We start from the raw sequence: 26,403 nt of genomic DNA, 5'->3' as shown, positions 1-26,403 counted from the left end.
ATTTTATGAGCTTGAATCCAAGAGACGTCGTGATTGTCGACTTCGGTCGTACTCCGATGGGCCGCTCCAAGGGCGGCATGCACCGCAACACCCGCGCCGAAGACATGTCGGCGCACCTGATCAGCAAATTGCTGGAACGCAACGTCAAGGTTGATCCGAACGAAGTCGAAGACGTGATCTGGGGCTGCGTAAACCAGACCCTGGAGCAGGGCTGGAACATCGCTCGCATGGCGTCCCTGATGACGCAGATCCCGCACACTGCTGCCGGCCAGACCGTCAGCCGTCTGTGTGGTTCTTCGATGAGCGCGCTGCACACTGCCGCACAAGCGATCATGACTGGCAACGGTGACGTGTTCGTCGTCGGCGGCGTCGAGCACATGGGCCACGTGAGCATGATGCACGGTGTCGATCCGAACCCGCACATGTCGCTGTACGCGGCAAAAGCCTCGGGCATGATGGGCCTGACCGCTGAAATGCTGGGTAAAATGCACGGCATCACTCGCGAACAACAGGACGCTTTCGGCGTGCGCTCCCACCAGCTCGCTCACAAGGCGACCCTGGAAGGCAAGTTCAAAGACGAAATCATCCCGATGCAAGGCTACGACGAGAACGGTTTCCTGAAACTGTTCGACTACGACGAAACCATTCGTCCGGAAACTACCCTGGAAAGCCTGGCGGCTCTGAAGCCAGCGTTTAACCCCAAGGGCGGCACCGTGACAGCCGGTACTTCGTCGCAGATCACCGATGGTGCTTCGTGCATGATCGTGATGTCGGCACAGCGTGCACAGGACCTGGGCATCCAGCCGCTGGCGGTTATCCGCTCGATGGCGGTGGCAGGTGTGGATCCGGCGATCATGGGCTATGGTCCAGTACCGGCCACTCAGAAAGCACTGAAACGTGCGGGCCTTGGCATTAACGATATCGACTTCTTCGAGCTCAACGAAGCTTTCGCTGCACAGGCCCTGCCAGTGCTGAAAGATCTGAAAGTGCTCGACAAGATGAACGAGAAGGTTAACCTGCACGGCGGCGCGATCGCCCTGGGTCACCCGTTCGGTTGCTCCGGTGCCCGTATTTCCGGCACCCTGCTGAACGTGATGAAGCAGAATGGCGGCACCTTCGGGGTTGCCACCATGTGCATTGGTCTCGGCCAAGGCATCTCCACCGTCTTCGAACGCGTTTAAGCGTTTCGTTGACGGAAGCCGGGGCCAAGTGCCCCGGTTTTTGTTTTTCTGAATTTATTTTTTGTTTTTATTTTTAAAAGATTTGAGTGAGGGCCAAACCATGCCGATACAACCTGGGCTCTACCAGCATTACAAAGGTCCGCAGTACCGCGTATTCAGTATCGCGCGGCATTCGGAAACCGAGGAAGAAGTGGTCTTCTACCAAGCCCTGTATGGCGATTACGGCTTTTGGGTGCGTCCCTTGAGCATGTTCCTGGAGTCGGTCGAGGTTGACGGCGAACAGGTGCCACGCTTTGCTTTGGTGGAAGCCGAACCGAGCCTTTTTTCGAAGGCATAAGCTGAGTGCGCGCAGGACCCTGCGCTTGACCTCACCTTGTAGCCACTATATATAGCGGTGCCGCGTCAGGCGCCAACCGCCTTTCACTTCTAGAATTCAGGAATTTTCTGATCCATGGGCAAATCGCTGGTCATTGTGGAATCCCCGGCTAAGGCCAAGACCATCAACAAGTATCTGGGTAACCAATACGTGGTGAAGTCGAGTATCGGCCATATCCGAGACCTGCCCACCAGCGGTTCGGCTAGCGCCAGCAAAGAGCCTGCCGCCAAGCGCGGCAAGGCCGCCGCGGGTGAAGGTCCGGTGCTCACGCCGAAAGAGAAGGCGCGCAAGCAGCTGGTCTCGCGCATGGGTGTCGATCCCGATCATGGCTGGAAAGCCAAGTACGAGATCCTCCCGGGCAAGGAAAAGGTCATCGAAGAGCTGCGCCGGCTCGCCAAAGATGCTGACACCATCTATCTCGCAACCGACTTGGATCGCGAGGGGGAAGCCATTGCCTGGCACCTGCGCGAAGCCATCGGTGGTGACGACAGCCGCTACAAGCGCGTGGTGTTCAACGAAATCACCAAGAAAGCGATTCAGGAAGCCTTCTCCAAACCGGGCGAGCTGGACATTGACCGTGTCAACGCACAACAGGCGCGTCGTTTCCTCGACCGCGTGGTGGGTTACATGGTTTCGCCACTGCTGTGGGCCAAAGTCGCTCGTGGTCTGTCCGCCGGTCGCGTGCAATCGGTTGCCGTGAAGCTGGTGGTCGAGCGTGAGCGTGAAATCCGCGCGTTCAACCCCGAAGAATACTGGGAAGTCCACGCCGACCTCGGCACCGCCAAGGGCGCCACCGTGCGCTTCGACGTGGCTCGCGAGAAAGGCGAAGCCTTCAAGCCGCTCAACGAAGCCCAGGCCATGGCCGCGCTGGAGAAGCTCAAGGCTTCCAGCTACAGCATCGTCAAGCGCGAAGACAAGCCGACCAGCAGCAAGCCGTCGGCGCCGTTTATCACGTCCACCCTGCAACAGGCTGCGAGTAACCGCCTGGGCTTCGGCGTGAAGAAAACCATGATGATGGCCCAGCGTCTGTATGAAGCCGGCTACATCACGTATATGCGTACCGACTCCACCAACCTCTCGGCCGATGCCGTGACGATGGCGCGCACCTATATTGAAGGCGAGTTCGGCAAGAAGTACCTGCCGGAAAACCCGAATGTCTACAGCAGCAAGGAAGGCGCACAAGAGGCTCACGAAGCGATTCGTCCGTCTGACGCCAATACCGAGCCAAGCAAGCTGTCGGGCATGGAGCGTGATGCAGAGCGGCTCTACGAGCTGATCTGGCGCCAGTTCCTCGCGTGCCAGATGCTGCCAGCCCAATACCTGTCAACCACGGTCACCGTCGGTGCCGGCGATTTCGAGCTGCGCGCCAAGGGTCGCATCCTGAAGTTCGACGGCTACACCCGGGTCATGCCGCAAATCGCCAAGCCTGGCGATGACGACGTGCTGCCGGACATGGCCCAGGGCGACGCGATGAAGCTGATCAAGCTTGATCCGACCCAGCACTTCACCAAGCCGCCGGCGCGTTACTCGGAAGCGAGCCTGGTCAAGGAGATGGAAAAACGCGGCATCGGTCGTCCTTCGACCTACGCCGCGATCATTTCCACCATCCAGGACCGTGGCTACGTTGCGCTGCACAACCGTCGTTTCTACTCGGAAAAGATGGGCGACATCGTGACCGAGCGTCTGGCCGAGAGCTTCTCCAACCTCATGGACTACGGCTTCACCGCCGGCATGGAAGAGAATCTCGATGACGTGGCTCAGGGCGAGCGCGACTGGAAAAACGTGCTCGACGAGTTCTACGGCGACTTCAAGAAGAAACTCGAAGTAGCCGAAAGCGCCGAAGGCGGCATGCGCGCCAACCAGCCGGTGATGACTGATATCCCGTGCGTGTTGTGCGGGCGTCCGATGCAGATTCGTACCGCATCGACCGGCGTGTTCCTGGGTTGCTCGGGTTACAGCCTGCCGCCGAAAGAACGCTGCAAGGCCACCGTCAACCTGGTACCGGGCGATGAAATCGCGGCGGACGACGAGGGTGAATCGGAATCCTTGGTACTGCGCGGCAAGCACCGTTGCCCGATCTGCAGCACGGCGATGGACGCCTACCTGCTGGATGAGAAGCGCAAGCTGCACATCTGCGGTAACAACCCGGATTGCGCTGGTTATGAAATCGAAGAGGGCACCTATCGCATCAAGGGCTACGAAGGTCCGAGCCTGGAATGCGACAAGTGCGGCAGCGAGATGCAGCTCAAGACCGGCCGTTTCGGCAAGTTCTTCGGTTGCACCAACGCGACGTGCAAGAACACCCGCAAACTGCTGAAAAGCGGTGATGCGGCGCCGCCGAAGATGGATCCGGTGAAGATGCCTGAGCTGAAATGCGAAAAGGTCAACGACACCTACATCCTGCGCGACGGTGCTTCCGGCCTGTTCCTGGCGGCCAGTCAATTCCCGAAAAACCGCGAGACGCGTGCTCCGCTGGTCATGGAAATTGTGCCGCACAAGGATGAGATCGATCCGAAGTACCACTTCCTCTGCGAAGCACCGAAGAAAGATCCGGACGGCCTGCCTGCGGTGATCCGCTACAGCCGCAAGACCAAAGAGCAGTACGTGCAGACTGAAGTCGACGGTAAGCCGACTGGCTGGAAGGCGTACTACGACGGCGGCAAATGGACGGTCGAAGACAAGCGTCCAGCGAAGGTCGCTAAGGCTTAACAGGTGCTGTACTGAAAAGGCCGCATGACAACCTACTGGTTTTCATGCGGCCTTTTTGTTTTGTGCTTGCGGTAGGATCGGCGGATCCACGACACTGTCTGACCTGCGTGAAGCAATTATTTCGTTGTGGAGGCTGCCGTCATGGCCCACGAACTCTATACCCGTACCAACCAGAAGATTTATTTCGCCGGCCTGTCGCTGGAAGCGCTAGCCAAGGCTGAAGAGGGGCGGGCGATGAACTCCCTGGCGCTGATTCAGGCTGGGCGCGAGTCGACGTTGTTTCACCTGTACGGTGCGTTGCTGGGGCTGTGCCATGAAATCGCTGGCTTCTACCGCTTGCCTCAGGCCAATGCACCTCGGGCAGAAATGTTGCTGACCCGCGAAGTGCTGGAAGCCATCGCCATTCCCGAGATGGCTGAGATGTTCGAGCTGGCCCAGAATCCGGAAACCTGGCTGGCGAAGCTGCTGGCGGCTCACGCGGCGATGTTTCAACCGCCTCGCGCTCCGCATAAGCCCAAGGGCGACGTGACTCAGCCGCTCATCCTGGCCGTTAACCTGGATGAGGAAGACGCGCCTGAGGAATTGAGTCGCGAAGAACTGGAGAGCTGGCGTCAGAACCTCAAAGGGTTGGCGATCCGGTTTCGCGAAGGTTTGAACGAGTGCTGATCGACTGAGAGCCGGCGGCGCGATTAAAAGCGCTGCTGGTCAAGTTACCGAGCGAAGCCTGGCCGATGCCTATATAATCCCCGCCTTTCGTGGAGAACAGACCTTTATGCCAACGTCCTTTCTAGAAATTGTCGAGTTACCAGACGGCCGGATTGAGCTGCGCAGGGCCGAGGACGAGGGTTCTCTGGTTACTTTGGATTTCTCCGAGGATGCCAAGGCTTTCCTGCAGGGCCAACACGTGGAAGTCGCCAAGGCGATGTTGAGCGTGGGTGTTCAGATGGCAGGACGCCTGGTTGAAGGCGAATTTAATACGGATGAGAGTTCGCGGGTCCTCCACTGATCCCATTCGTCGCTTTCTGTTAATACGGTTACGAACCGGCTTCTCTATCCTTTGAGAAGCCCCGCGCTTTGCGTTGCGCGCATTATTGATACATTAACCCAAGCGAATATTCAGGCTCTGCGCATCTCCGGTACGGGCTGCGCTGATCAACTGTTGCCGTGAGTTTGCGTTCAATGGGTTGAGCCAACTGACAACCGTATGGCTGCGGCCCAGGCGCAAGGCTTCGCAGGTCAACTGCTGAGCGCTCTGAGTGCCGCGAGGTTGCAGCAGCAGGATGCGTTCGCGGTTAAGACCGGCGTCCCGCAACCACGTCTGAGTCAGGCTGGCGGGCGGGGCGATCAGTGTCAGCCACCGCGCGTCTTGATCCTGACTCAATTCACGAAGAATCGGCGCCAAAAGGTTCAAGCAATTCCCGGCCGCACCACGTAGTGAAAGCTCGCTGAAGACTTCGGGTTCGGCGTTCCAGGGCGACTCGACCACGTCTTTCAGGATCGGGGCCAACGGCTGCACCATGAATGCCTCGAACAACGGCAGTTGTGCTTGCTGCGATGTGTGTGGGAACTGCATAAAGCCTCCTTTAGCGGCGAATGACGCCGACACTCAAGCCTTCAATCACCAGTTCCTGATCTTTCAGGTTGACTTCGATAGGGGCGAATTCAGGGTTTTCGGCAATTAACCAGACCTTGCTGCCATCTCGCTTGAAGCGCTTGACGGTCACTTCGTCACCGATCCGCGCCACGACGATCTGGCCATTGCGGGCTTCCCGAGTGGTGTGGACGGCCAACAGGTCGCCGTCGAAAATGCCGACGTCCTTCATGCTCATGCCATGAACGCGCAGCAGATAGTCAGCACGCGGATGGAAGAAGGCAGGGTTGATGTTGCAGGACTCCTCGATGTGCTGCTGGGCCAGAATCGGCGCACCGGCAGCCACTCGGCCAATGATCGGCAGAGTAGACTCGTCGGCCTTGGCTTCGAAGCCCGGAATGCGGATGCCACGGGAAGCGCCCGGGGTCATCTCGATTGCACCCTTGCGGGCCAGCGCCTTGAGGTGTTCTTCCGCCGCGTTAGGCGACTTGAAACCCAGTTCCTGAGCGATTTCCGCACGGGTCGGCGGGTAGCCGTTGTCTTCGAGGCAGCGTTTGATGAAGGCCAGAATCTCTGCTTGGCGTGGCGTCAGCTTTAGCATATTGATCGCTCTGTCTTTTTATACAGTGACTGGGATTATATACAGTGGAACGGTCTTGGCAATGCCCCTTTTTTCGCCGGCCGCTGGACGGTCGATCAGCCAGCTGATTAAAGCCTCGCCGTTGTATGGTTAAATAGCTGACCGACCATTCCCAAAACGAACCGGCAGGCTTGACAATGCACAGGCTGAAACGTATGTTTCAAACAAGTGTTTGTCAGGCGGAGTAGCCATGGCCCAGTCGGAAACCGTTGAACGCATTCTTGATGCTGCCGAGCAGTTGTTCGCGGAAAAAGGTTTCGCCGAAACCTCGTTGCGTCTGATCACCAGCAAAGCCGGTGTCAATCTGGCGGCGGTGAATTATCACTTCGGTTCGAAGAAGGCGCTGATCCAGGCTGTCTTCTCGCGCTTTCTCGGGCCGTTTTGCCTGAGCCTTGATAAAGAGCTGGAGCGGCGTCAGTCCAAGCCTGAAAACAAGCCGACACTCGAAGAGTTGCTCGAGATTCTCGTTGAGCAAGCCCTCGTCGTGCAGCCGCGCAGCGGCAACGATCTGTCTATCTTCATGCGCTTGCTGGGGTTGGCGTTCAGTCAAAGCCAGGGCCACCTGCGTCGTTATCTGGAAGACATGTACGGCAAGGTGTTCCGCCGCTACATGATGCTGGTCAACGAAGCCGCGCCGCGTATTCCGCCGATCGAACTGTTCTGGCGCGTGCACTTCATGCTCGGCGCTGCTGCGTTCAGCATGTCCGGTATCAAGGCGTTGCGCGCCATTGCCGAGACCGATTTCGGCGTTAACACCTCCATTGAGCAAGTGATGCGTCTGATGGTGCCGTTCCTGGCCGCAGGCATGCGTGCCGAAACAGGCGTCACCGATGTGGCCATGGCCACCGCACAACTGCGTCCGCGCAGCAAGTCGGCCCCGGCTGCCGCCAAGGTTTAGCCGCGCACGGGTGGGCGCGGCGACTGACATCCGCTAAGCTAGCCGCCCATGCCGACTCTCGTTCTGAACCCGCTTCCCATTGATGTCGCCGACCTGCCGGGCACAGCCCAAGGCGGCGAACGCGTGCGCGCCGGGTTTTTCGTTATCAAGGAATCTCTATGACTGCTGGCCTGCAAGGCTCGTTGATGGTGGACGTCGCCGGTACCTGGCTGACGGCCGAAGATCGCCAATTGTTGCGTCAGCCCGAAGTGGGTGGCCTGATCATTTTCGCCCGTAACATCGAAAATTCGCGTCAGGTGCGCGAGTTGAGCGCTGCGATCCGCGCCATTCGTCCCGACCTGCTGCTGGCGGTGGATCAGGAAGGCGGTCGCGTTCAGCGTCTGCGCCAAGGCTTCGTGCGGCTGCCGGCCATGCGCGCCATCGCCGACAATCCGAACGCCGAATACCTGGCCGAGCAGTGCGGCTGGATCATGGCCACCGAAGTGCTGGCCGTTGGCCTCGATCTGAGTTTCGCCCCGGTGCTGGACCTGGATTACCAGCGCAGCGCCGTCGTCGGCACCCGTTCGTTTGAAGGTGACCCGGAGCGCGCAGCGCTGCTGGCGGGTGCATTCATTCGCGGCATGAACAGCGCCGGCATGGCTGCCACCGGCAAGCATTTTCCCGGTCACGGCTGGGCCGAGGCGGATTCCCACGTCGCGATCCCGAACGACGAACGCAGCCTCGATGAAATCCGCGCCAACGACCTGGTGCCGTTCGCCAGATTGAGCAAACAACTGGCCGCCGTCATGCCAGCCCACGTTATTTACCCGCAAGTCGATTCCCAGCCAGCCGGGTTTTCCCGCCGCTGGTTGCAGGACATTTTGCGCGGTGAGCTGCAATTCGATGGTGTGATCTTCAGTGACGACCTGTCCATGGCCGGTGCCCACGTGGTAGGCGATGCCGCCAGCCGTATCGAGGCCGCGCTGACCGCTGGCTGCGACATGGGCCTGGTGTGTAACGACCGCGCTGCAGCGGAGCTCGCCTTGAGCGCTGCCCAGCGCTTGAAGGTCAAGCCATCCGAGCGCATTGCGCGGATGCGTGGCCAGTCGTATGCCAACACTGAATACCGTCAGAACCCGCGCTGGCTGACTGCCATAGGCGCGCTTAAAGAAGCTCAACTGATTGAATAAGGACTTTTCGTTATGACGGTTTACGCGATTATCGGTGGCACCGGCCTGACCCAACTCGAAGGCCTGAACATTCGTCAGTCGCTGGCGGTGGACACGCCCTATGGCGCGCCTTCGGCCGACGTGCAGATTGGTGAATACGCCGGCAAGGAAGTGCTGTTCCTCGCCCGCCACGGTCACCCGCACCGTTTTCCGCCGCATCAGGTGAATTACCGCGCCAACCTTTGGGCGCTGAAACAGGCGGGTGCCGAGGCGATCCTCGCGGTCAACGCCGTGGGCGGAATTCATGCTGCAATGGGTACTGGGCACTTTTGTGTGCCTCATCAGTTGATCGACTACACCAGCGGTCGCGAGCACACCTATTTCGCTGGCGACCTGGATCACGTCACCCACATCGATTTCAGCTATCCCTACAGCGAACCACTGCGCCAGCAATTGATCGCGGCATTGGCGGCTGAAGGCGTCGATTACAGCAGTCAGGGCATCTACGCCTGCACCCAGGGCCCACGTCTGGAGACCGTCGCTGAAATCGCAAAACTGGAACGCGACGGCTGCGACATCGTCGGCATGACCGGCATGCCGGAAGCGGCGTTGGCCCGTGAGCTGGAACTGGATTATGCGTGTCTGGCGCTGGTGGTGAACCCGGCAGCCGGCAAGTCCACGGCGGTGATCACCATGGCCGAGATCGAGCAGGCGTTGCAGGACGGGATGGGCAAGGTCAAGTCCACGTTGGCGCGGGTGTTGGCGGGTTGAGTATCAGCGGTCGGATTAGGTGCCTGGCTGCTTTACGATTCAATGAGTTTCAAGCGGTGTTGATGTCGTGACCACAATAACTGAGCAACTTCATGCGCTACCCTGGGCAGAGGTGTTCAGCCATCGTGCTCTGGAAAAAGCTCGCAGGTACGCGGATGAGGATCGGATAACGATCCGTCAAATTGATGACCTCATGGTTATCGCTACGTGCATCGGCTCCCAGACGCAGGCATACGAGCAGGTCATTGAGCTCACTGAAGATCGGCGTGGGCAAGCGCAGCTCCAATGCGTTTGCTCCTGTCCTGTCATGTTCAATTGCAAGCACTGCGCCGCAGTCATCTATCACCTGCAAGAACATCCCGTTAACGCGCCTGAAAGTGCCGTCCAGGTTCACTTGAATCGTGAACTGGAGCGCTGGATCGACGGTATTCCTTCTGTAAGCAATCCCCCTGACGAGTCGGCGCAGGGAGCAGGCACGCGCCTGTTTTACAAACTCAGGGCAACATCCTCTGCCGGGAAATGGACGCTGGAAATTTTCAAGGCCCATCAGCTCAAGGACGGCCGCCTGCAAGACATCAAGCCGGTGTACTCGCTGTCGGATACGCTGATTCGGCAACCCGGTTACCTGACCGAACTGGATCTGCGGATCGCCAGATTGTTGGTCGCCGTTCACTCCCACCACGCCCATTACGCTGGCTACCCCTTGGAAGGCAGCAGTGGGGTGGAACTTATCGAAATGCTGTTGCGAACCTCGCGCCTTTTCCTTGACCTCGAACAGCCACAACCCCTGACGCCGGGAATGAGAAGAACAGGTCAATTTTCCTGGGCCGAACAATCCAATGGCAGTTTTCGCCCTCAATGGAGCAGCGACGAAGCGCCAGTGGAAACGATCCTGGCCCTGGAACCCTTGTATTATCTGGATCGCGAGCGGCTGCAAGTCGGACCGCTGTTCAGCGAGCTGGACGAAAAGCTGGCCCGTCACTTGTCATTGGCTCCCGATATTCCTGCAGGTCAGGCGATGCAATTCAGCCAGCGGATGACCGCTGCGACCCGGGCAGCACCACCTCCGTACGCCCTGACGGAACGGGTCGTCGAAGGCATTTTTCCTCAGGCTCACCTGACGCTCGCCAGCGGCAAGCGTTACGTCCGCTGGCAGTACGAGCCAGAGCACCGGGCTGCATTGGCGTTTACCTACAACGGCCATCCGACGTCGGACCGAAACCCGGAGGTGCTGATCCTTTCGGGTACCGAAACCCAGCGCATCCAGCGCAACCCTGTCGCCGAAAAAGCCTTGCGCCAAGCCTTGCAAAAACATGGCTTTAAAAAGGCCACACGCAAAAGCAACCTGGATCGTCCAGGCGAAATGTTCGCCCTGCCGGATGACGCGGCCTGGCTTGCTTTTGTGCACCATGGCATCCCGGCGCTGCGGGAGAAAAACTGGCTGATCGATATCAGCGATAACTTTGAGTTCAACGTGCACCCCGTCGAACAGTGGTATGCAGAAGTCGAGGAGGAGCCGGGGCGCCAGTGGTTCGATTTGCAGCTGGGCATCGTCGTCAACGGCGAGCGTCATAGCCTGTTGCCCATCCTGCTGCATTTGCTACGTAGCCAGCCACAGTTGATGGAACCTGCGAGCTTGGCCCGCCGCAATGATGACGAACAGCTACTGATTGAACTTGGCGATGGGCGTTTCGGTGGTAAATCCCATGGCAAAGTCGCACTCCCTTTTGGCCGGATAAAACCGCTGATGGCGACCCTTGGCGAGTTGTACCTGGGTAAACATCTGGGCGACTCGTTGCGTTTGAGTGCTCCGGATGCGGCGCGGCTGAGTGCGCTGGAAGGCATTCCGCTGGTCTGGCAGGGCGGTGAACGGCTGCGCAGTTTTGCAAAGCGTTTACGGGAGTCGATCCATGCTCATGTCCCGGCGCCCGAGGGCCTGAACGCGACGCTACGACCTTATCAGCTGGAAGGGCTGAACTGGATGCAAACCCTTCGAGAACTGGAGGTCGGCGGTATTCTCGGCGACGACATGGGCCTGGGGAAAACCCTGCAAACCCTGGCTCATCTGCTGGCAGAAAAACAGGCCGGGCGGCTTGATCGTCCGGCACTGGCTGTGATGCCCACCAGTCTGATCCCCAACTGGCTCGACGAATCGCAGCGCTTTACCCCGCAGTTGAAGGTCTTGGCACTGCATGGTGCGGCGCGGCAAAAAGACTTTGCCAGTCTTGCCGAATACGACTTGGTATTGACCACCTATGCGCTGTTGCCGCGCGATCTGGAGGTTTTACAGCCTCAGGTCTGGAGTGTGCTGATTCTCGATGAGGCGCAGAACATCAAGAATCCGGTCAGCAAAGCGGCTCAAGCAGCCCGAGACCTACAGGCCCGCCAGCGATTGTGTCTGTCCGGCACCCCGCTGGAAAATCATCTCGGCGAGTTGTGGTCGCAATTTCACTTTTTGCTGCCAGGCTGGCTTGGCGACAGCAAAACCTTCAATCGCGACTACCGCACGCCGATCGAAAAGCACGGCAATAACGAACGGATGCAACATCTGACGGCCCGGATAAAGCCCTTTTTGCTACGTCGCAAGAAAGATCAGGTGGCAACCGAATTACCACCGAAAACCGAGATTGTGCATTGGGTTGATCTCAGCGATGGGCAGCGGGATGTGTATGAAACCGTGCGCGTAGCAATGGATAAGAAGGTGCGTGACGAAATTGCCCGCAGTGGTGTCGGGCGCAGTCAAATCATCATCCTTGATGCATTGCTCAAGCTGCGTCAGGTGTGTTGCGATCTGCGGTTGATCAAAACGCCGCTCACCGCCAAAGCCCTTCGTTCTGGCAGCGGGAAACTGGTCAGCCTGATGGAGATGCTGGAGGAGTTGCTCAGCGAAGGCCGCAAGGTGCTGCTGTTTTCACAGTTCACTTCGATGCTCGCCTTGATTGAGGACGAGTTGCAGCAACGTGGTCAGGGTTACTCGTTGTTGACGGGTGAGACAACGGATCGGCGCACACCGGTCAAGGACTTTCAGAGCGGTAAAGTGCCGCTGTTTCTGATCAGTTTGAAGGCTGGCGGCACAGGTCTGAACCTGACAGCTGCGGATACAGTCATCCATTTTGATCCCTGGTGGAACCCAGCGGTCGAAAACCAGGCGACTGATCGGGCCTACAGGATCGGGCAAAACAAACCTGTGTTCGTCTACAAGCTGATAGCCCGTGGCACCGTAGAAGAAAAAATTCAGGCATTGCAGTTGGAGAAGGCCGCGCTGGCCGGGGCGGTGCTTGAAGGTGGAGCGACGGGTGGCTGGAAGCTTGAGCAGAGTGACATTGAAGCGCTGTTTGCGCCGTTGCCAAATCTCAAGTCCTGATTTCCGATCTCTTGACTGAAAACGAATTGACCCTATCGTGGGCAAGACACGCTTCCACAGGATGATCGCTGAACCTGTGGGCGCGTGGCTTGCCCGCGAAATCGATCTGCCGGGCGCCGCAGACCTCAGCGCTTCTCGAGCTTATCCGGCAGCGGCGCAAACAACGCTTCAATATCATCGCTCTGCAACTTCCAGTCGCCAGTCTTGCGCCCATCCAGCACACCGGCCGCCAGGTCGGATTTTTCCTTTTGCAGGTGCTGAATCTTCTCTTCCACCGTGCCGCGGGCAATCATCTTGTAGACGAACACCGGCTTCTCCTGGCCGATGCGATACGCCCGATCTGTCGCCTGATTTTCCGTCGCCGGGTTCCACCAAGGATCGTAGTGGATCACCGTATCCGCTTCCGTCAGGTTCAAACCGACACCGCCTGCCTTCAAGCTGATCAGAAAGATCTGACGCTTGCCGCTCTGAAAGTCCTTCACGGGGGCGCGGCGGTCACGGGTCTGTCCCGTCAGCAACGCGTATTCAACACTGCGTTTCTTCAGTTCGACTTCGATCAACGCCAGCATCGAGGTGAATTGCGAAAACAGCAAAATTCGCCGACCTTCCTCAAACAGCTCATCCAGCATTTCCATCAGGCTGTCGAGCTTGCCCGAGGTACTGCCGCGAGTCGGCGGCACGGCATCGTTGACCAGGCGCAAGTCGCAGCACACCTGGCGCAGTTTCAGCAGCGCTTCAAGAATGATGATTTGGCTGCGCGCCACGCCTTTGCGAGTGATCTCGTCGCGGACTTTCTTGTCCATCGCCAGGCGCATGGTTTCATACACATCGCGCTGGGCTTCGTTGAGCTCCACCCAATGGATGATCTCGGTCTTCGGCGGCAATTCCGTCGCGACCTGCTCCTTGGTCCTGCGCAGCAGGAACGGTTTGATCCGACCGTTGAGGTGCTGAAGTCTGACTTCACTGGCGCGTTTTTCAATCGGTACGCGGTAATCGCGGTTGAAGCTTTTCACGTCGCCAAGCCAGCCAGGCAAGAGGAAGTGGAACAGCGACCACAGCTCGCCGAGGTGGTTTTCCAGCGGCGTGCCACTCAGGCACAGGCGCTGGCGCGCATTCAGCTCGCGGGCGGCGTGGGCGGCCTTGCTGTTGGGGTTCTTGATGTATTGCGCTTCGTCCAGTACCAGCACGTGCAGCGGCTGCGCGGCCAGGCGGTCGACGTCCTTTGGCAGCAATGCATAGGTGGTGAGGATCAGGTCGTAATCGACCAAGTGATCAAAGTGTTTTTTGCGACTGGCGCCGTACAGCGCCAGCACTTTGAGCTGTGGCGTGAAGTGCGCGGCTTCATCGAGCCAGTTCGGGATCAGGCTGGTGGGCATCACCACCATGCACGGCCGGTCGAGGCGTCCGGCGTTCTTCTCACTAAGAATATGCGCCAGCGTCTGTAGGGTTTTACCCAGCCCCATGTCGTCCGCGAGAATTCCGCCGACTTCCAGTTGCCGCAGCGACTGCATCCAGCTCAAGCCTTCCAGCTGATATGGGCGCAAGGTCGCGTTCAAGCCTTCGGGGGCTGTTGCGGTGTAATCCTTGATGTCCCGCAGGCGCTGGGCAAACGTGCGGATCTGCTCGCCACCTTCCCAAAGCAGCGGCATGCCTTCCAGCGGATTCAGGCGCGTGGCATCGGCCTTGCTCAGGCGTAGCGTGGTTTCGCCGGGCTCTTGCAGGTAGAACTCGCCAAGCGTCGCCAGCACCGGTTTCAAGCGGCCGAAGGGCAGGGCGACCTGCAAGGGGCCGTGCTGGGAATTCGGGCGGTTGGGAATGTTCACCAGAATCAGTTCGTCGTCGCGTCGGCGGGCGAGGCGTTCCGGATTGAGGATTTCGGTGTGGGAGCGCATCAGGTTCAGCAGGATCGGCAGCAAGCTCAAGCGCTCGCCGTTGACGATGATCCCCAGCTCCAGATCAAACCAGTCGCGCTCCGGTGCCTGCTCGACGGTGGCGTACCAATCGTCCACGGCGGTCAGGTCGAAGCCGAAATCTTCGTCGATCTGCAGCTCCCAACCTTGAGTGCGCAGTTTCGGCAATTCATTGAGGGTGAAGGTCAGCCAGGCGCTGTCGTTGACCATTTCATAGAGTTCGCCAGCGCTTTCCGGCAAGGCCTTGCTTTGTCGGGTGGCGATCTTGAAACCGAGAATTCGCAGCTGCTCCCGGTAGGCCTGTTCGACTTCCGGGTGGCGTTTTATCCGTAGCGTCTGGGTTTCCTGGCGAATCAGTACATCGGCGTTCTTCTGCCCGGAAACGTACTCATCCAGATAGCTGAACGACAGCGCCGCCCGATGCTGGATGTAGCGCTGCATCTTGCCGTTGCGTGGTTCGAAGGCGCTGAACTCGATGCTCGCCAGCCACAGGCGCGGTATCGGTTGCACGTTGTCCACAAGGACTTGGGGTGGCGCCTTTGGGCTGCGGTTCTCCAATACCGCCTGAAGTTTTTCCAGCAGTTCGGCGTCTTGTGCGGCGGCGGGGTAGGCGAGGGTTTCCTGCACCTTCAGCAGCACCGCCGCGCAATGTTTGCAGTTGACGTGAACCGGGCACGTGCACGTGGCGTCGACCATCAGCAAGGTCGCTTTGGCCGACTCGCGCAGGCGAATGGTCTGGCGGTACACGTTACCGCCAGAGCCTTCGCAAGCGGCGACGATCGTGGCATCGCCAGCCTCGACGATCCTGACGCGGTTCTCCAGCGCGTAGCGACGGCCACGCTCCAGGCTCTGTTCCTTGAATCGGCTGACCCAGGAAGGTGCCAGGGGTTTGCTCAGGGTCGCTGACATAGGGACTCAATCAGTCCGGAATTTCATCGGGGACTGGCCGAGGCGCAGGGGCGGTGAGCGAGGTGATCTTGATCAGCAGGCCGAGGTGGCCGTTGTCGAGGAAGTTCAGCTGGCCGTTCTTGGTGTGGCTTTCCTGCTTCAGGCGTTCGCTGGCGGTGACCAAACCATTGGCGTCGATCTGGTTGACCCAGAAATCCGCGTCGACGTCGGTAAAACGTCCCAGTTTCAAGCTCAACGTGCCCTCGATCGGGAACTGGCCGAACTGTTCCTTGCCCTCACTGATGGCGATCTTGCGGGCATCTTCGCCCAGGTTCTGTTGCCAGGCCTTGTGCAGTAACACCGTGTAATCGCTGCTGGCGCTGAGTTTTTGCACTTCGTTATTCAGGCTCGGCGTGCGCAGGTTGTCCTTGCTGATACTTTTTGCACCGGCAGCCCAGTCTTCCGGTGCGGCTTTGCTGACAATGGCTGGCACGGCGTTTTGCCGCACCAGGATCATTTCAACCTGGTACAGGTCATCGGCAAACGCCGTAGGAGCGACCAGGGTGGTCAGCAAGGTCAGTAAACAAAACAGGCGCATGCGGCGTCCTTCAAGCAGTTTTCGGAATGAGGCACTCAAGCAGCGCCTCTACAGTATTAAAGCGCTCTTCCGGGCGCTCCATCGGGACCATGAATTTAAACATCGTGGCACCTTCGAATTTGTAGCGTTTGGGCTGGCCCTGGATCAGTTTGATCAGGGTCAGCGGGTCGACCGGCGTCTGCGCGGCGAACTCGATCCGGCCGCCTTGCGGGCCACCGTCGACTTTCTTGATGCCCAGCAGTTCGGCTTGCAGCTTCAATGCCGTGATGCGCATCAGGTTCTTCGTCGGTTCCGGCAGCAGGCCGAAACGGTCGATCATCTCCACTTGCAGGTCTTTGAGGCCTTCCTCATCGGTGGCCGAGGCAATGCGTTTGTAGAGAATCAGTCGGGCATGCACGTCCGGCAAGTAGGCTTCGGGAATCAACGCCGGGACGCGCAGATTGACTTCCGGACCACCGCCCAGCGGTTGATCAAGGTTCGGTTGTTCGCCCTTGCGGATCGACTTCACCGCGCGTTCGAGCATTTCCATGTACAGGGTGAAACCGACCGCCTGGATCTGACCGCTCTGACCGTCGCCCAGCAGTTCGCCGGCGCCACGGATCTCCAGGTCGTTGGTGGCGAGCACGAAGCCTGCGCCGAGGTCCTGGGTGTTGGCGATCGCTTCCAGACGTTTTTCGGCGTCGGGAGTGATCTGCTGGCGTGGCGGGGTCAGCAAATAAGCGTAAGCCTGGTGGTGACTGCGACCGACGCGGCCGCGCAATTGGTGCAGCTGCGCCAGGCCAAATTTGTCGGCACGCTCGATGATGATGGTGTTGGCGCTCGGCACGTCGATGCCGGTCTCGATGATGGTCGAGGCAATCAGCACGTTGAAGCGCTTGTGATAAAAGTCGCTCATCACCTGTTCGAGATCGCGTTCGCGCATCTGCCCGTGGCCGATGCCGATCCGCGCTTCCGGCACCAGTTCGGCGAGGTCGGCGGCGCACTTCTCGATGGTCTTCACATCGTTGTGCAGGTAATAGACCTGACCGCCGCGCAGCAACTCACGCAGCAGGGCCTCTTTGACCGTGCTCTTGTTCTGCTCCATGACAAAGGTCCGCACCGACAGGCGACGGGCTGGCGGCGTGGCAATGATCGACAGGTCGCGCATGCCCGACACCGCCATGTTCAGCGTGCGCGGAATCGGCGTGGCGGTCAGGGTAAGAATGTCGACTTCACTGCGCAGGGCCTTGAGCTGTTCTTTTTGACGGACACCAAAACGATGCTCTTCGTCGATGATGACCAACCCGAGGTTTTTGATTTTCACGTCGTCCTGCAGCAACTTGTGCGTGCCGATGACGATGTCGATCTTGCCTTCGGCGAGGTCCGCCACTGCAGCGTTGACTTCCTTGGTCGACTTGAAGCGGCTCATCACTTCCACGCTCACCGGCCAGTCGGCGAAGCGGTCGCGGAAGCTGTTGTAATGCTGCTGGGCGAGCAGGGTAGTCGGCACCAGGATCGCCACCTGGCGACCGCCATGCACCGCAATGAACGCCGCGCGCATCGCCACTTCGGTCTTGCCGAAGCCCACGTCGCCGCAGACCAGGCGGTCCATCGGCTTCGGTGCCAGCATGTCGGCGCGGACGGCGTCGATGGTGGTTTGCTGATCCGGGGTTTCTTCGAACGGGAAACCGGCACTGAAGGTTGCGTAGTCAGCTTTCGGGTCTTCGAAGGCATAACCTTCGCGAGCGGCGCGACGGGCATAGATGTCGAGCAGCTCGGCCGCGACGTCGCGCACTTGCTCGGCGGCTTTGCGTTTGGCTTTCTGCCAGGTTTCCGAGCCGAGGCGGTGCAGCGGGGCCAGGGCATCGTCGCTACCGGTGTAGCGAGCAATCAGGTGCAGGTTGGCCACTGGCACGTAGAGCTTGGCGCCCTCTGCGTATTGCAGGGTCAAGAACTCGGCAGCCTGATCGTCGATTTCCAGGGTCGCCAGACCCAGGTAGCGACCGACGCCGTGATCGATATGCACCACCGGCGCGCCTTCGCGCAACTCGGTAAGGTTCTTGATGACTGCATCGTTGTTGGCATCGGCGCGTTTTTCGCGGCGACGACGTTGCATCACCCGCTGACCGAACAACGGGCTTTCGGCTACCAGCGCCAGGGCCGGGTCGTCGAGTACCAGGCCTTCGTCGAGCGGCGCGATGGTGATCGCCAGTCGCTCCTTGCTTGCGACAAAGTCCGGCCAGCTGTCGACGGTTTTCGGTCGCAGCTTCAGGCGTTCGAGCAATTCCAGCAGCACTTCACGACGACCCGCGGACTCGGCGGTAAACAGCACGCGCCCGGGAAACTCGTCGAGGAAGCCGGCCAGCGCCGCCAACGGCTGGGTGGCCTTGGCTTCGATGGCCAGGTTCGGCAGTTCGCGCGCCGGGAAGCGCTCGCGACCGACGCCGGTTTCCACGTCCTGTTGACTGGCCACTACCCGCGGCCAGTTCTTCAGGCGCGCAAAGCAGTCTTCCACCGGCAGGAACAGTTCGGCCGGAGGTAATAAAGGACGGGACGGATCGACGCGGCGTTCTTCGTAGCGATTGCGCACGTCGTTCCAGAAGTTTTCCGCCGCCTGCTCGATGCCCGGCAGGGAAAACACTTGTGTGTCCTGGGGCAGGTAATCGAACAGCGTCGAGGTTTCGTCGAAGAACAGCGGCAGGTAGTACTCGATACCGGCCGGTGTAATCCCGCTGCTCAGGTCTTGAAAGATCGGGCAGCGACGGAAGTCGACATCGAAACGCTCGCGAAAGCGTGCCTTGAAGCGGGTGACCGCATCTTTCTGCAGCGGGAATTCCCGCGCGGGCAGCAGGCGAACGGTGTCGACTTTATCGATGGAGCGCTGGTTTTCCGGGTCGAAGGTACGCAGCGTTTCGATTTCGTCGTCGAACAAGTCGATACGGAAGGGCAGTTTGCTGCCCATCGGGAACAGGTCGATCAGCGAGCCGCGCACCGTGAACTCGCCGTGCTCGTACACCGTGTCGACGTAGCGATAGCCACTGGCTTCAAGTCGGGTGCGCATTTGCTCGACGTCGAGCTTCTGGCCAACGTCCAGCACCAGGCTGCTGCCGAGCAGGAATTTGGTCGGCGCGAGGCGGTGCAGCGCGGTGGTGATCGGCACGACCAATACGCCATGGCTCAGCTCCGGCAACCTATATAAGGCCGCGATGCGCTGGGAAATGATGTCCTGGTGGGGGGAAAACAGATCGTAAGGCAGGGTTTCCCAGTCCGGGAAATGCAGCACAGGCAAATCCGGGGCGAAGAAACTCAGCTCCTGTTCCAGCCGTTCGGCACTTTGGCTGTCGGCGGTCAGCAGCAGGGTAAAGCGCTTGGCAGCGCTGGCAGCCTCGGCGATGGCCAGGCTAAGGGCGGCACCGGGCAGGTTGCCCCAGTGCTGTTTACCTGCCGCGGCAGGGAGAAGCGGTAGACGCAGAACGGGCACGGAAGGTTGAGCTCCAAGCGTTGCGACAAAGTCGGTAATTGTAGCGGCCCCGGGTGCCGCCTGTCAGTTGCAGACTGTGTCTATTACGCAGGTTTGGCGAAATGTAGTGGTAAAGACAAAATTCGCCGGTTTTTTACCGGAAATTGATGATTATGTAGTGGCAAAACGACCGAGTGTTACGGAGGGTTACGGATAAGACAGCGGTATCTCCAAAAAATTGACTGCGCTGAAAGCCCCGGTTTTACTGGGCTGCATCGCTGCGTGATTTTTTTGAACCTGATTTTGTTACGGATCGCACGACAGGCGCGCATTGCTACGGGAGGCACTCGGCGGCATAATGTAGCCCCTTTTTTCTGCCCCTACATGTGGAAGGTTCCCGTGACTCAGAAGCCCGACCAGTGTCTTGGTGAATGGATCGACCGTGAAGCACTCGCAGAAGCGATGATTCCGCTTATCGGTCAGCTCTACCGCAATAACAACGTGGTGAGCTCGATCTATGGCCGCAGCCTGATCAATCGTTCAGTCATTGCGATTCTCAAAGCTCACCGCTTTGCTCGTCATCGTCAGTCCGATGACAGCGAATTGTCCGTCCACGAAACATTCCCGCTGCTCAAGGCGATGAGCGAGCTCAAGCTCGGCGCCGCTTCGGTTGACCTGGGCAAGCTTGCGGTCAAGTTCAAAGCCGAAGGCAATGGCCGCACTGCCGAGCAGTTCGTCCGCGAAGAACTGGCTGACGTCGTTGGTCAGCAGAACGTTTCCGCTCGCAAAGGCACCGACGTTGTCCTGTACGGCTTCGGTCGTATCGGCCGTCTGCTGGCGCGCATCCTGATCGAGAAAACCGGTGGTGGCGACGGCCTGCGTCTGCGCGCCATCGTTGTCCGCAAGGGCGCCGAGAACGATCTGGTCAAGCGTGCAAGCCTGCTGCGTCGTGACTCGGTTCATGGTCCGTTCGATGGCACCATCACTATTGATGAAGCCAACAACACCATCACCGCCAACGGCAACCTGATCCAGGTGATCTACGCGAAAAACCCGACTGAAGTGGATTACACCCAGTACGGCATCAAAGACGCGCTGCTGGTGGACAACACCGGTGTATGGCGCGACGCCGAGGGCCTGGGTCAACACCTGGCTTGCCCAGGTATCGACCGCGTTGTTCTGACCGCGCCGGGTAAAGGCAAGCTGAAGAACATCGTTCACGGCATCAACCACGGTGATATCACTGCTGACGACAAGATCGTTTCCGCCGCTTCCTGCACCACCAACGCCATCGTGCCGGTGCTCAAAGCTGTGAACGACAAGTTCGGCATCGTAAATGGTCACGTTGAAACTGTTCACTCGTACACCAACGACCAGAACCTGATCGACAACTTCCACAAAGGCGATCGCCGTGGCCGTAGTGCCGCGCTGAACATGGTGATCACCGAGACCGGTGCTGCCACTGCTGCTGCCAAGGCACTGCCTGAGCTGGCCGGCAAGCTGACCGGTAACGCGATCCGCGTTCCGACGCCAAACGTGTCGATGGCCATTCTCAACCTGAACCTTGAGAAAGCCACCACTCGTGAAGAGATCAACGAGTACCTGCGCCAGATGGCCATGCACTCCGATCTGCATAAGCAAATCGACTACGTCAATTCGCAGGAAGTGGTTTCCACCGACTTCGTTGGCTCGCGCCACGCAGGCGTTGTGGACGCTGAAGCAACCATCACCCAAGACAACCGCGTTGTTCTGTACGTCTGGTACGACAACGAGTTCGGTTACAGCTGCCAGGTAGTTCGCGTGATGGAAGACATGGCCGGTGTAAACCCGCCAGCGTTCCCTCGCTAAGCCTTAGCTGCACATGAAAACGCCCCGACTTTGGTCGGGGCGTTTTTGTTTGTGCAATTTGTCAGTTTCCAGAGGTGTGGTTTGTGCCGGCCTTTTCGCGGGCAAACCTCGCTACTACGGGCATGCGCCCGCTCAAAACTGGCAAATGACCTGTAGGAGCGAGGCTTGCCCGCGAAAGCGATTTGTCAGGCGCCGCCGACCACCGCGGCTTGCGCAGTCCGCAGTTCATGCCGATTGCCTTTGAACAACACCAGCGTCGCAATCAACCCCAGCACCGCCGCGCCAGTGAGCCAGATCCCCGGCGCTGCCTTGTTATCCAGCACATGGATCAAGTACGTACACGCCGCAGGTGTAAACCCGCCGAACGTTGCAGTCGCCAGGCTGTAGGCCAGGGAGAAGCCGGTGGTACGAACTTCCACCGGCATGATCTCGGTCAGCGCCACTACCATGGCGCCGTTGTACGAGCCGTACAGGAACGACAGCCACAACTCGACGATCAGCAAATGGCTGAAGCTCGGGTTCGCCACCAGCCATGACAGGGCAGGGTAGGCCGTAAGGATCGCCAGAACGGTCGCCGCCAGGAGTAGGGGTTTGCGCCCGATCTTGTCGGACACGGCACCCATGACCGGCAGCCAGAAAAAATTCGACAGACCGATACAGACCGTCACCAGCAACGCATCCAGATCCGACAGATGCAATTCGGCTTTGCCGAAGGTCGGGGTGTAGGCGGTGATCAGGTAGAACGACACCGTGGTCATCACCACCAATGCCATGCCGGCGATGACGATGCCAAAGTTCTGACTGATCGAGCGGACGACGTCCCGCAGGGTAGGGCGGTGTTTGCGCGCCTGGAATTCCGGGGTTTCTTCAAGCGAACGACGAATCACGAAAATCACCGGCACAATCATGCAGCCGATCAGGAATGGAACACGCCAGCCCCAGTCACCCATTTCTTCGGGGCTGAGCCAATGGTTCAAACCGACTCCCAGCAGACCGGCGAACACCACCGCGGCTTGCTGACTGGCGGATTGCCAACTGACAAAGAAGCCCTTGCGACCCGGCGTGGAAATCTCTGCCAGGTACACCGACACGCCGCCCAGTTCCACGCCGGCCGAGAAGCCTTGCAGCAGGCGGCCGAACAGCACGAGCAGCGGCGCGGCCACGCCGAGGGTGGCGTAACCCGGCACGCAGGCAATCAGCACCGTGCCGGCAGCCATCATCGCCAGGGTGATGATCAAGCCTTTGCGGCGGCCATGACGGTCGATGTAGGCGCCGAGGAAAATCGCGCCCAGCGGGCGCATCAGGAAACCAGCACCGAAAGTGGCCAGCGACAACATCAGGGAGGCAAAAGCGCTGTCGGCAGGAAAGAACGTTTTCGCGATGGCCGTGGCGTAAAAGCCGTAGACCATAAAGTCGAACATTTCGAGAAAGTTACCGCTGACAACGCGAAAAATCGCCTTGCCTTTGCTCGTGTTGGAGGACATTTGTAGATACTCACTCTGGTAAGTCTTGTTTGAACGCGCTGCACCTGCACGAGCCTGTGTGGTGAAGTGAGGCTCCCACAGGTTTTGCGTCTGACAGGCAGATGAGGCAGGTCTGGCTCCCATGCGCTCTGAAGCCCATAATGGCGGGCGCGGTTTTGGGGGGAGATGAAGATTTGTTAACTGGACGGTGGGCTGGGATTGTGATGCTGGTCGGTGTTTTGTCCGGTTGTGGCAACGGCGACAGTCTGGAACGCTTCGACGGCCCAGCCATGGGCAGTCGTTATTCCATTCAATACGTGAGGCATTCCTACACGCTCGGGCCGAAGACGGTGCAGGCTGAAGTAGAAAATATCCTCGCTGAAGTGGATCGACAATTCTCGACCTACCGCAGCGATTCGGACATCGAGCGCTTCAACGATCTCCCCGCCAATCGCTGTCAGAAAATGCCCGCGCCGATCCTCAAACTGATCCGCGTTGCTCAGCTGCTGTCGGAACAAAGCGAAGGTTCCTACGACCTGACTGTGGAACCGCTGCTCAATCTCTGGGGGTTCGGCCCGCAAGCCCGTGAGGAAAAAGTCCCCACCGCCCAGTCGCTCGCCGAAGTAAGGCAGAGGGTTGGCTACCAACACCTGCGCATCGATCGTGATCAGCTGTGCAAGGACGCCGCCGTCGAAGTCGACTTCAACAGCATCGCCGCCGGTTACGCCGTCGATACCATTGCCGAAAAACTCGAAACGATGGGCATCCGCAGCTACCTGGTCGAGGTCACCGGCGAACTCAAGGCGGCCGGCAAGAAACACGACGGCTCGCCATGGCGCATCGCTCTGGAAGAGCCTCGGGATGATCGGCAAGTGGCCGAACGTGTGATTGTTGTCGACGGCTACGGAGTGTCCACTTCCGGCGACTACCGTAACTATTTCGAGCAGGACGGTCGGCGCTATTCCCACACCTTCGATGCCCGCACCGGTGCGCCGGTCTCACACACCCTGGCGTCGGTCACAGTGATTAATCCTTCAGCGTTAATGGCCGATGGCTTATCGACGCTGTTGCTGATTCTCGGACCGGAGCGCGGTTGGGACTACGCAGAAAAACACGATATCGGCGCATTTTTTGTGATCCGTGCCGATACAGGTTTCGTCACACGAACCAATCAGGCTTTTGAGCGCCTCAGTGGCGGCAAAACTGAATGATTGCGACGGTTCGCGCATCGAAGACTGGCGTTGTAGTGCAGGCAAAACTAGCCTACGACGCGACCAAGGGTTAATGTGCCCGGCGTTGACGCTTCTATAGACTGTGTCCGGGTTCTGCATTGGCCCCAAATTGTTCCTTCACGCCACAGATCGGCGTGATTTAGCCGCAGGTGCCGAGGGCACTGCGGCCTGTTCTGAGGAGTACGCATGGCTGTCTACAACTACGACGTGGTGGTACTGGGTTCCGGCCCGGCGGGAGAAGGCGCGGCAATGAACGCCGCCAAAGCAGGGCGCAAGGTGGCGATGGTCGATAGCCGTCGCCAGGTCGGCGGCAACTGCACCCACCTGGGTACCATCCCGTCCAAGGCACTGCGTCACTCGGTCCGGCAGATCATGCAGTTCAACACCAACCCGATGTTCCGGGCCATTGGTGAGCCGCGCTGGTTCTCGTTTCCGGACGTGCTGAAAAGCGCCGAAAAAGTCATTTCCAAACAAGTCGCCTCGCGCACCGGCTACTACGCCCGTAATCGCGTCGACGTGTTCTTTGGCACCGGCAGCTTCGCCGACGAGCAAACCATCGAAGTGGTCTGCGCCAACGGTGTGGTCGAAAAACTGGTGGCCAAGCACATCATCATCGCCACCGGCTCGCGTCCTTATCGCCCGGCGGACATCGATTTCCATCACCCGCGCATCTACGATAGCGACACCATCCTCAGCCTCGGCCACACCCCGCGCAAACTCATCGTTTACGGCGCTGGCGTGATCGGTTGCGAATACGCGTCGATCTTCAGTGGCCTGGGTGTACTGGTTGAACTGGTGGACAACCGCGGTCAGTTGCTGAGTTTCCTGGACTCGGAAATTTCCCAGGCCCTGAGCTACCACTTCAGCAACAACAACATCACGGTTCGCCACAACGAAGACTACGACCGCGTCGAAGGCGTGGACAGCGGCGTGATCCTGCACCTCAAGTCCGGCAAGAAGATCAAGGCCGATGCCTTGCTCTGGTGCAACGGTCGTACCGGCAACACCGACCAGCTGGGTCTGGAAAACATCGGCGTGAAGGTCAACAGCCGTGGCCAGATCGAAGTCGACGAAGCCTATCGCACCTGCGTACCGAACATTTACGGTGCCGGTGACGTGATCGGCTGGCCGAGCCTGGCCAGTGCCGCCCACGACCAGGGTCGTTCGGCCGCTGGCAGCATCGTCGATAACAACAGCTGGCGCTTCGTTAACGACGTGCCGACCGGTATCTACACCATTCCGGAGATCAGCTCGATCGGCAAGAACGAGCAGGAGCTGACTCAGGCTAAGGTGCCCTACGAAGTGGGCAAGGCGTTCTTCAAGGGCATGGCGCGTGCACAGATTGCCGGCGAGCCCCAGGGCATGCTGAAAATCCTGTTCCACCGCGAGACCCTGGAAGTGCTGGGCGTTCACTGCTTCGGTTATCAGGCGTCGGAGATCGTTCACATCGGTCAGGCGATCATGAGCCAGCCGGGCGAACTGAACACTCTGAAATACTTCGTCAACACGACGTTCAACTACCCGACCATGGCCGAAGCCTATCGGGTAGCGGCTTACGATGGCCTCAACCGGCTTTTTTGAGTGGCTCCGGCCGGTGGCCTGAGCCGGCCGGGGAGACCGATTTCAGCAATTCTCGAGGGTGGCGCTGGCCAAACCGGGAAAGTCTGTAATCAGGCTGTCAACGCCGAAGTCGGCGAGTCTGCGCATCAGCGCGGGCTCGTTGACTGTCCATACCGACACATGCAGCCCCTGACGCTGCGCCTTCTGCAGGCGTTCCGGCGTACACAGGGTCCAGTTCAGCGCCAGAATCTCACAGCCGTAACTCTGGGCGACTTTCAACGGGTCGAGCCATGCATATTCAGCCACCAATCCACGAGACACGTCCGGCACCAGGTCCAGCGCGGCTTTCAGCACTTCGCGTGAACTCGACGTGATCGTGACCTTGTCGAGCAGGCCGAAACGCTGAGCCATTTCGCGTATCGCCAGCACGGTCGTCGCGGCACGGGTGCGAGATGCGCTTTTGACTTCCAGCTGCCAATGCTCGAAATCGCATTTCTCGAACAACTCTTCCAGCGTGGGGATCGGGCAAGGCTTGATCCAGCCCGGCCCGCCCTTGCGTGCGTCGTAGGTCACCAGCTCGGCCGCCGTGTGCTCGACGACCTTGCCGCGTCGGTCGGTGGTGCGCTTGAGTGTCGGGTCGTGGATGACCATCAACTCGTTGTCCATGGACAGGTGCAGGTCCAGTTCACAGCGGCGCACGCCATGCTTGAGGCATTGCTGGAAACTGGTCAGCGTGTTTTCCGGTGCTTCGCCCTTGGCGCCGCGATGGCCGTAGATGAGGGTCACG

General features: G+C 59.3%; 20 protein-coding genes. 12 read left to right on the top strand and 8 right to left on the bottom strand.

Annotated elements, in window-relative coordinates:
• The first annotated feature begins 5 nt into the window (after positions 1 to 5).
• The 5 genes from fadA to HP062_RS10440 all read left to right on the top strand — a co-directional run bounded on the left by fadA (position 6) and on the right by HP062_RS10440 (position 5,272).
• Positions 6 to 1,181, top strand: coding sequence for an acetyl-CoA C-acyltransferase FadA (gene fadA, locus HP062_RS10460; RefSeq protein WP_010456360.1), 1,176 nt, complete (start codon positions 6 to 8; stop codon positions 1,179 to 1,181).
• Between the two features lie 100 nt (positions 1,182 to 1,281).
• The gene (locus HP062_RS10455) at positions 1,282 to 1,518 is read left to right on the top strand and encodes a DUF1653 domain-containing protein (RefSeq protein ID WP_010456358.1); all 237 of its coding nucleotides are present in this window, start codon (positions 1,282 to 1,284) and stop codon (positions 1,516 to 1,518) included.
• A gap of 114 nt (positions 1,519 to 1,632) precedes the next feature.
• Entirely contained in the window at positions 1,633 to 4,266 is a 2,634-nt protein-coding gene (topA, locus tag HP062_RS10450; RefSeq protein ID WP_010456356.1) for a type I DNA topoisomerase, read from the top strand.
• Between the two features lie 141 nt (positions 4,267 to 4,407).
• A complete protein-coding gene (locus tag HP062_RS10445; protein WP_010456354.1) occupies positions 4,408 to 4,932 on the top strand; it encodes a DUF6586 family protein in 525 nt (174 codons plus the stop codon).
• Positions 4,933 to 5,038: 106 nt separating this feature from the next.
• Positions 5,039 to 5,272, top strand: coding sequence for a hypothetical protein (locus HP062_RS10440; protein WP_010456352.1), 234 nt, complete (start codon positions 5,039 to 5,041; stop codon positions 5,270 to 5,272).
• Between the two features lie 93 nt (positions 5,273 to 5,365).
• Here the strand turns inward: HP062_RS10440 and sulA are convergent, their stop codons facing one another.
• Both sulA and lexA read right to left on the bottom strand, forming a co-directional pair.
• Entirely contained in the window at positions 5,366 to 5,839 is a 474-nt protein-coding gene (gene sulA, locus HP062_RS10435) for an SOS-induced cell division inhibitor SulA (RefSeq protein ID WP_010456350.1), read from the bottom strand.
• A 10-nt stretch (positions 5,840 to 5,849) separates the two neighbouring features.
• Positions 5,850 to 6,458, bottom strand: a complete 609-nt coding sequence (gene lexA / locus HP062_RS10430) for a transcriptional repressor LexA (RefSeq protein WP_007944149.1) — start codon at positions 6,456 to 6,458, stop codon at positions 5,850 to 5,852.
• Positions 6,459 to 6,687: 229 nt separating this feature from the next.
• On the opposite strand from lexA, the gene HP062_RS10425 reads away from it, so the two are divergent.
• The 3 genes from HP062_RS10425 to HP062_RS10415 all read left to right on the top strand — a co-directional run bounded on the left by HP062_RS10425 (position 6,688) and on the right by HP062_RS10415 (position 9,314).
• A complete protein-coding gene (locus tag HP062_RS10425) occupies positions 6,688 to 7,395 on the top strand; it encodes a TetR/AcrR family transcriptional regulator (RefSeq protein WP_010456345.1) in 708 nt (235 codons plus the stop codon).
• A gap of 170 nt (positions 7,396 to 7,565) precedes the next feature.
• The gene (gene nagZ, locus HP062_RS10420) at positions 7,566 to 8,564 is read left to right on the top strand and encodes a beta-N-acetylhexosaminidase (RefSeq protein ID WP_172792565.1); all 999 of its coding nucleotides are present in this window, start codon (positions 7,566 to 7,568) and stop codon (positions 8,562 to 8,564) included.
• A 12-nt stretch (positions 8,565 to 8,576) separates the two neighbouring features.
• Positions 8,577 to 9,314, top strand: a complete 738-nt coding sequence (locus HP062_RS10415) for an S-methyl-5'-thioinosine phosphorylase (RefSeq protein WP_083376188.1) — start codon at positions 8,577 to 8,579, stop codon at positions 9,312 to 9,314.
• A 97-nt stretch (positions 9,315 to 9,411) separates the two neighbouring features.
• Here the strand turns inward: HP062_RS10415 and HP062_RS31455 are convergent, their stop codons facing one another.
• Complete coding sequence (locus tag HP062_RS31455; RefSeq protein ID WP_229801687.1) at positions 9,412 to 9,600, bottom strand: hypothetical protein; 189 nt, start codon at positions 9,598 to 9,600, stop codon at positions 9,412 to 9,414.
• A gap of 21 nt (positions 9,601 to 9,621) precedes the next feature.
• Here HP062_RS31455 and HP062_RS10410 point away from each other — a divergent pair, with 21 nt between their 5' ends.
• The gene (locus HP062_RS10410) at positions 9,622 to 12,678 is read left to right on the top strand and encodes a DEAD/DEAH box helicase (RefSeq protein ID WP_372242817.1); all 3,057 of its coding nucleotides are present in this window, start codon (positions 9,622 to 9,624) and stop codon (positions 12,676 to 12,678) included.
• A 125-nt stretch (positions 12,679 to 12,803) separates the two neighbouring features.
• On the opposite strand, the gene HP062_RS10405 is transcribed toward HP062_RS10410, so the two are convergent.
• From HP062_RS10405 to mfd, 3 genes are read right to left on the bottom strand one after another with little or no spacing between them, the layout of a single operon-like run.
• Complete coding sequence (locus HP062_RS10405; RefSeq protein WP_172791380.1) at positions 12,804 to 15,497, bottom strand: DEAD/DEAH box helicase; 2,694 nt, start codon at positions 15,495 to 15,497, stop codon at positions 12,804 to 12,806.
• 10 nt (positions 15,498 to 15,507) lie between these two features.
• Complete coding sequence (locus tag HP062_RS10400) at positions 15,508 to 16,074, bottom strand: CsiV family protein (RefSeq protein WP_010456333.1); 567 nt, start codon at positions 16,072 to 16,074, stop codon at positions 15,508 to 15,510.
• Positions 16,075 to 16,084: 10 nt separating this feature from the next.
• On the bottom strand, positions 16,085 to 19,534 hold the full coding sequence (mfd, locus tag HP062_RS10395) for a transcription-repair coupling factor (RefSeq protein ID WP_010456331.1): 3,450 nt from the start codon (positions 19,532 to 19,534) through the stop codon (positions 16,085 to 16,087).
• A 363-nt stretch (positions 19,535 to 19,897) separates the two neighbouring features.
• On the opposite strand from mfd, the gene HP062_RS10390 reads away from it, so the two are divergent.
• A complete protein-coding gene (locus HP062_RS10390) occupies positions 19,898 to 21,361 on the top strand; it encodes a glyceraldehyde-3-phosphate dehydrogenase (RefSeq protein WP_042932690.1) in 1,464 nt (487 codons plus the stop codon).
• A gap of 185 nt (positions 21,362 to 21,546) precedes the next feature.
• Here the strand turns inward: HP062_RS10390 and HP062_RS10385 are convergent, their stop codons facing one another.
• On the bottom strand, positions 21,547 to 22,845 hold the full coding sequence (locus HP062_RS10385; protein ID WP_102594814.1) for an MFS transporter: 1,299 nt from the start codon (positions 22,843 to 22,845) through the stop codon (positions 21,547 to 21,549).
• Positions 22,846 to 23,048: 203 nt separating this feature from the next.
• Here HP062_RS10385 and HP062_RS10380 point away from each other — a divergent pair, with 203 nt between their 5' ends.
• Both HP062_RS10380 and sthA read left to right on the top strand, forming a co-directional pair.
• Positions 23,049 to 24,035 (top strand): FAD:protein FMN transferase, encoded by a 987-nt coding sequence (locus HP062_RS10380; protein ID WP_172791379.1) that lies wholly within the window; start codon positions 23,049 to 23,051, stop codon positions 24,033 to 24,035.
• 207 nt (positions 24,036 to 24,242) lie between these two features.
• On the top strand, positions 24,243 to 25,637 hold the full coding sequence (gene sthA / locus HP062_RS10375) for a Si-specific NAD(P)(+) transhydrogenase (protein ID WP_010456323.1): 1,395 nt from the start codon (positions 24,243 to 24,245) through the stop codon (positions 25,635 to 25,637).
• Between the two features lie 42 nt (positions 25,638 to 25,679).
• On the opposite strand, the gene HP062_RS10370 is transcribed toward sthA, so the two are convergent.
• Positions 25,680 to 26,402, bottom strand: a complete 723-nt coding sequence (locus HP062_RS10370) for a glycerophosphodiester phosphodiesterase family protein (RefSeq protein WP_010456321.1) — start codon at positions 26,400 to 26,402, stop codon at positions 25,680 to 25,682.
• Between the last annotated feature and the right edge of the window lies 1 nt (position 26,403).

It is taken from the genome of Pseudomonas sp. B14-6 (assembly GCF_013260315.1).
GTDB lineage: Bacteria > Pseudomonadota > Gammaproteobacteria > Pseudomonadales > Pseudomonadaceae > Aquipseudomonas > Aquipseudomonas mandelii.
The sequence above is the reverse complement of the archived record's forward strand: the minus strand, read 5'-3'. Positions and strand labels throughout refer to the sequence as shown.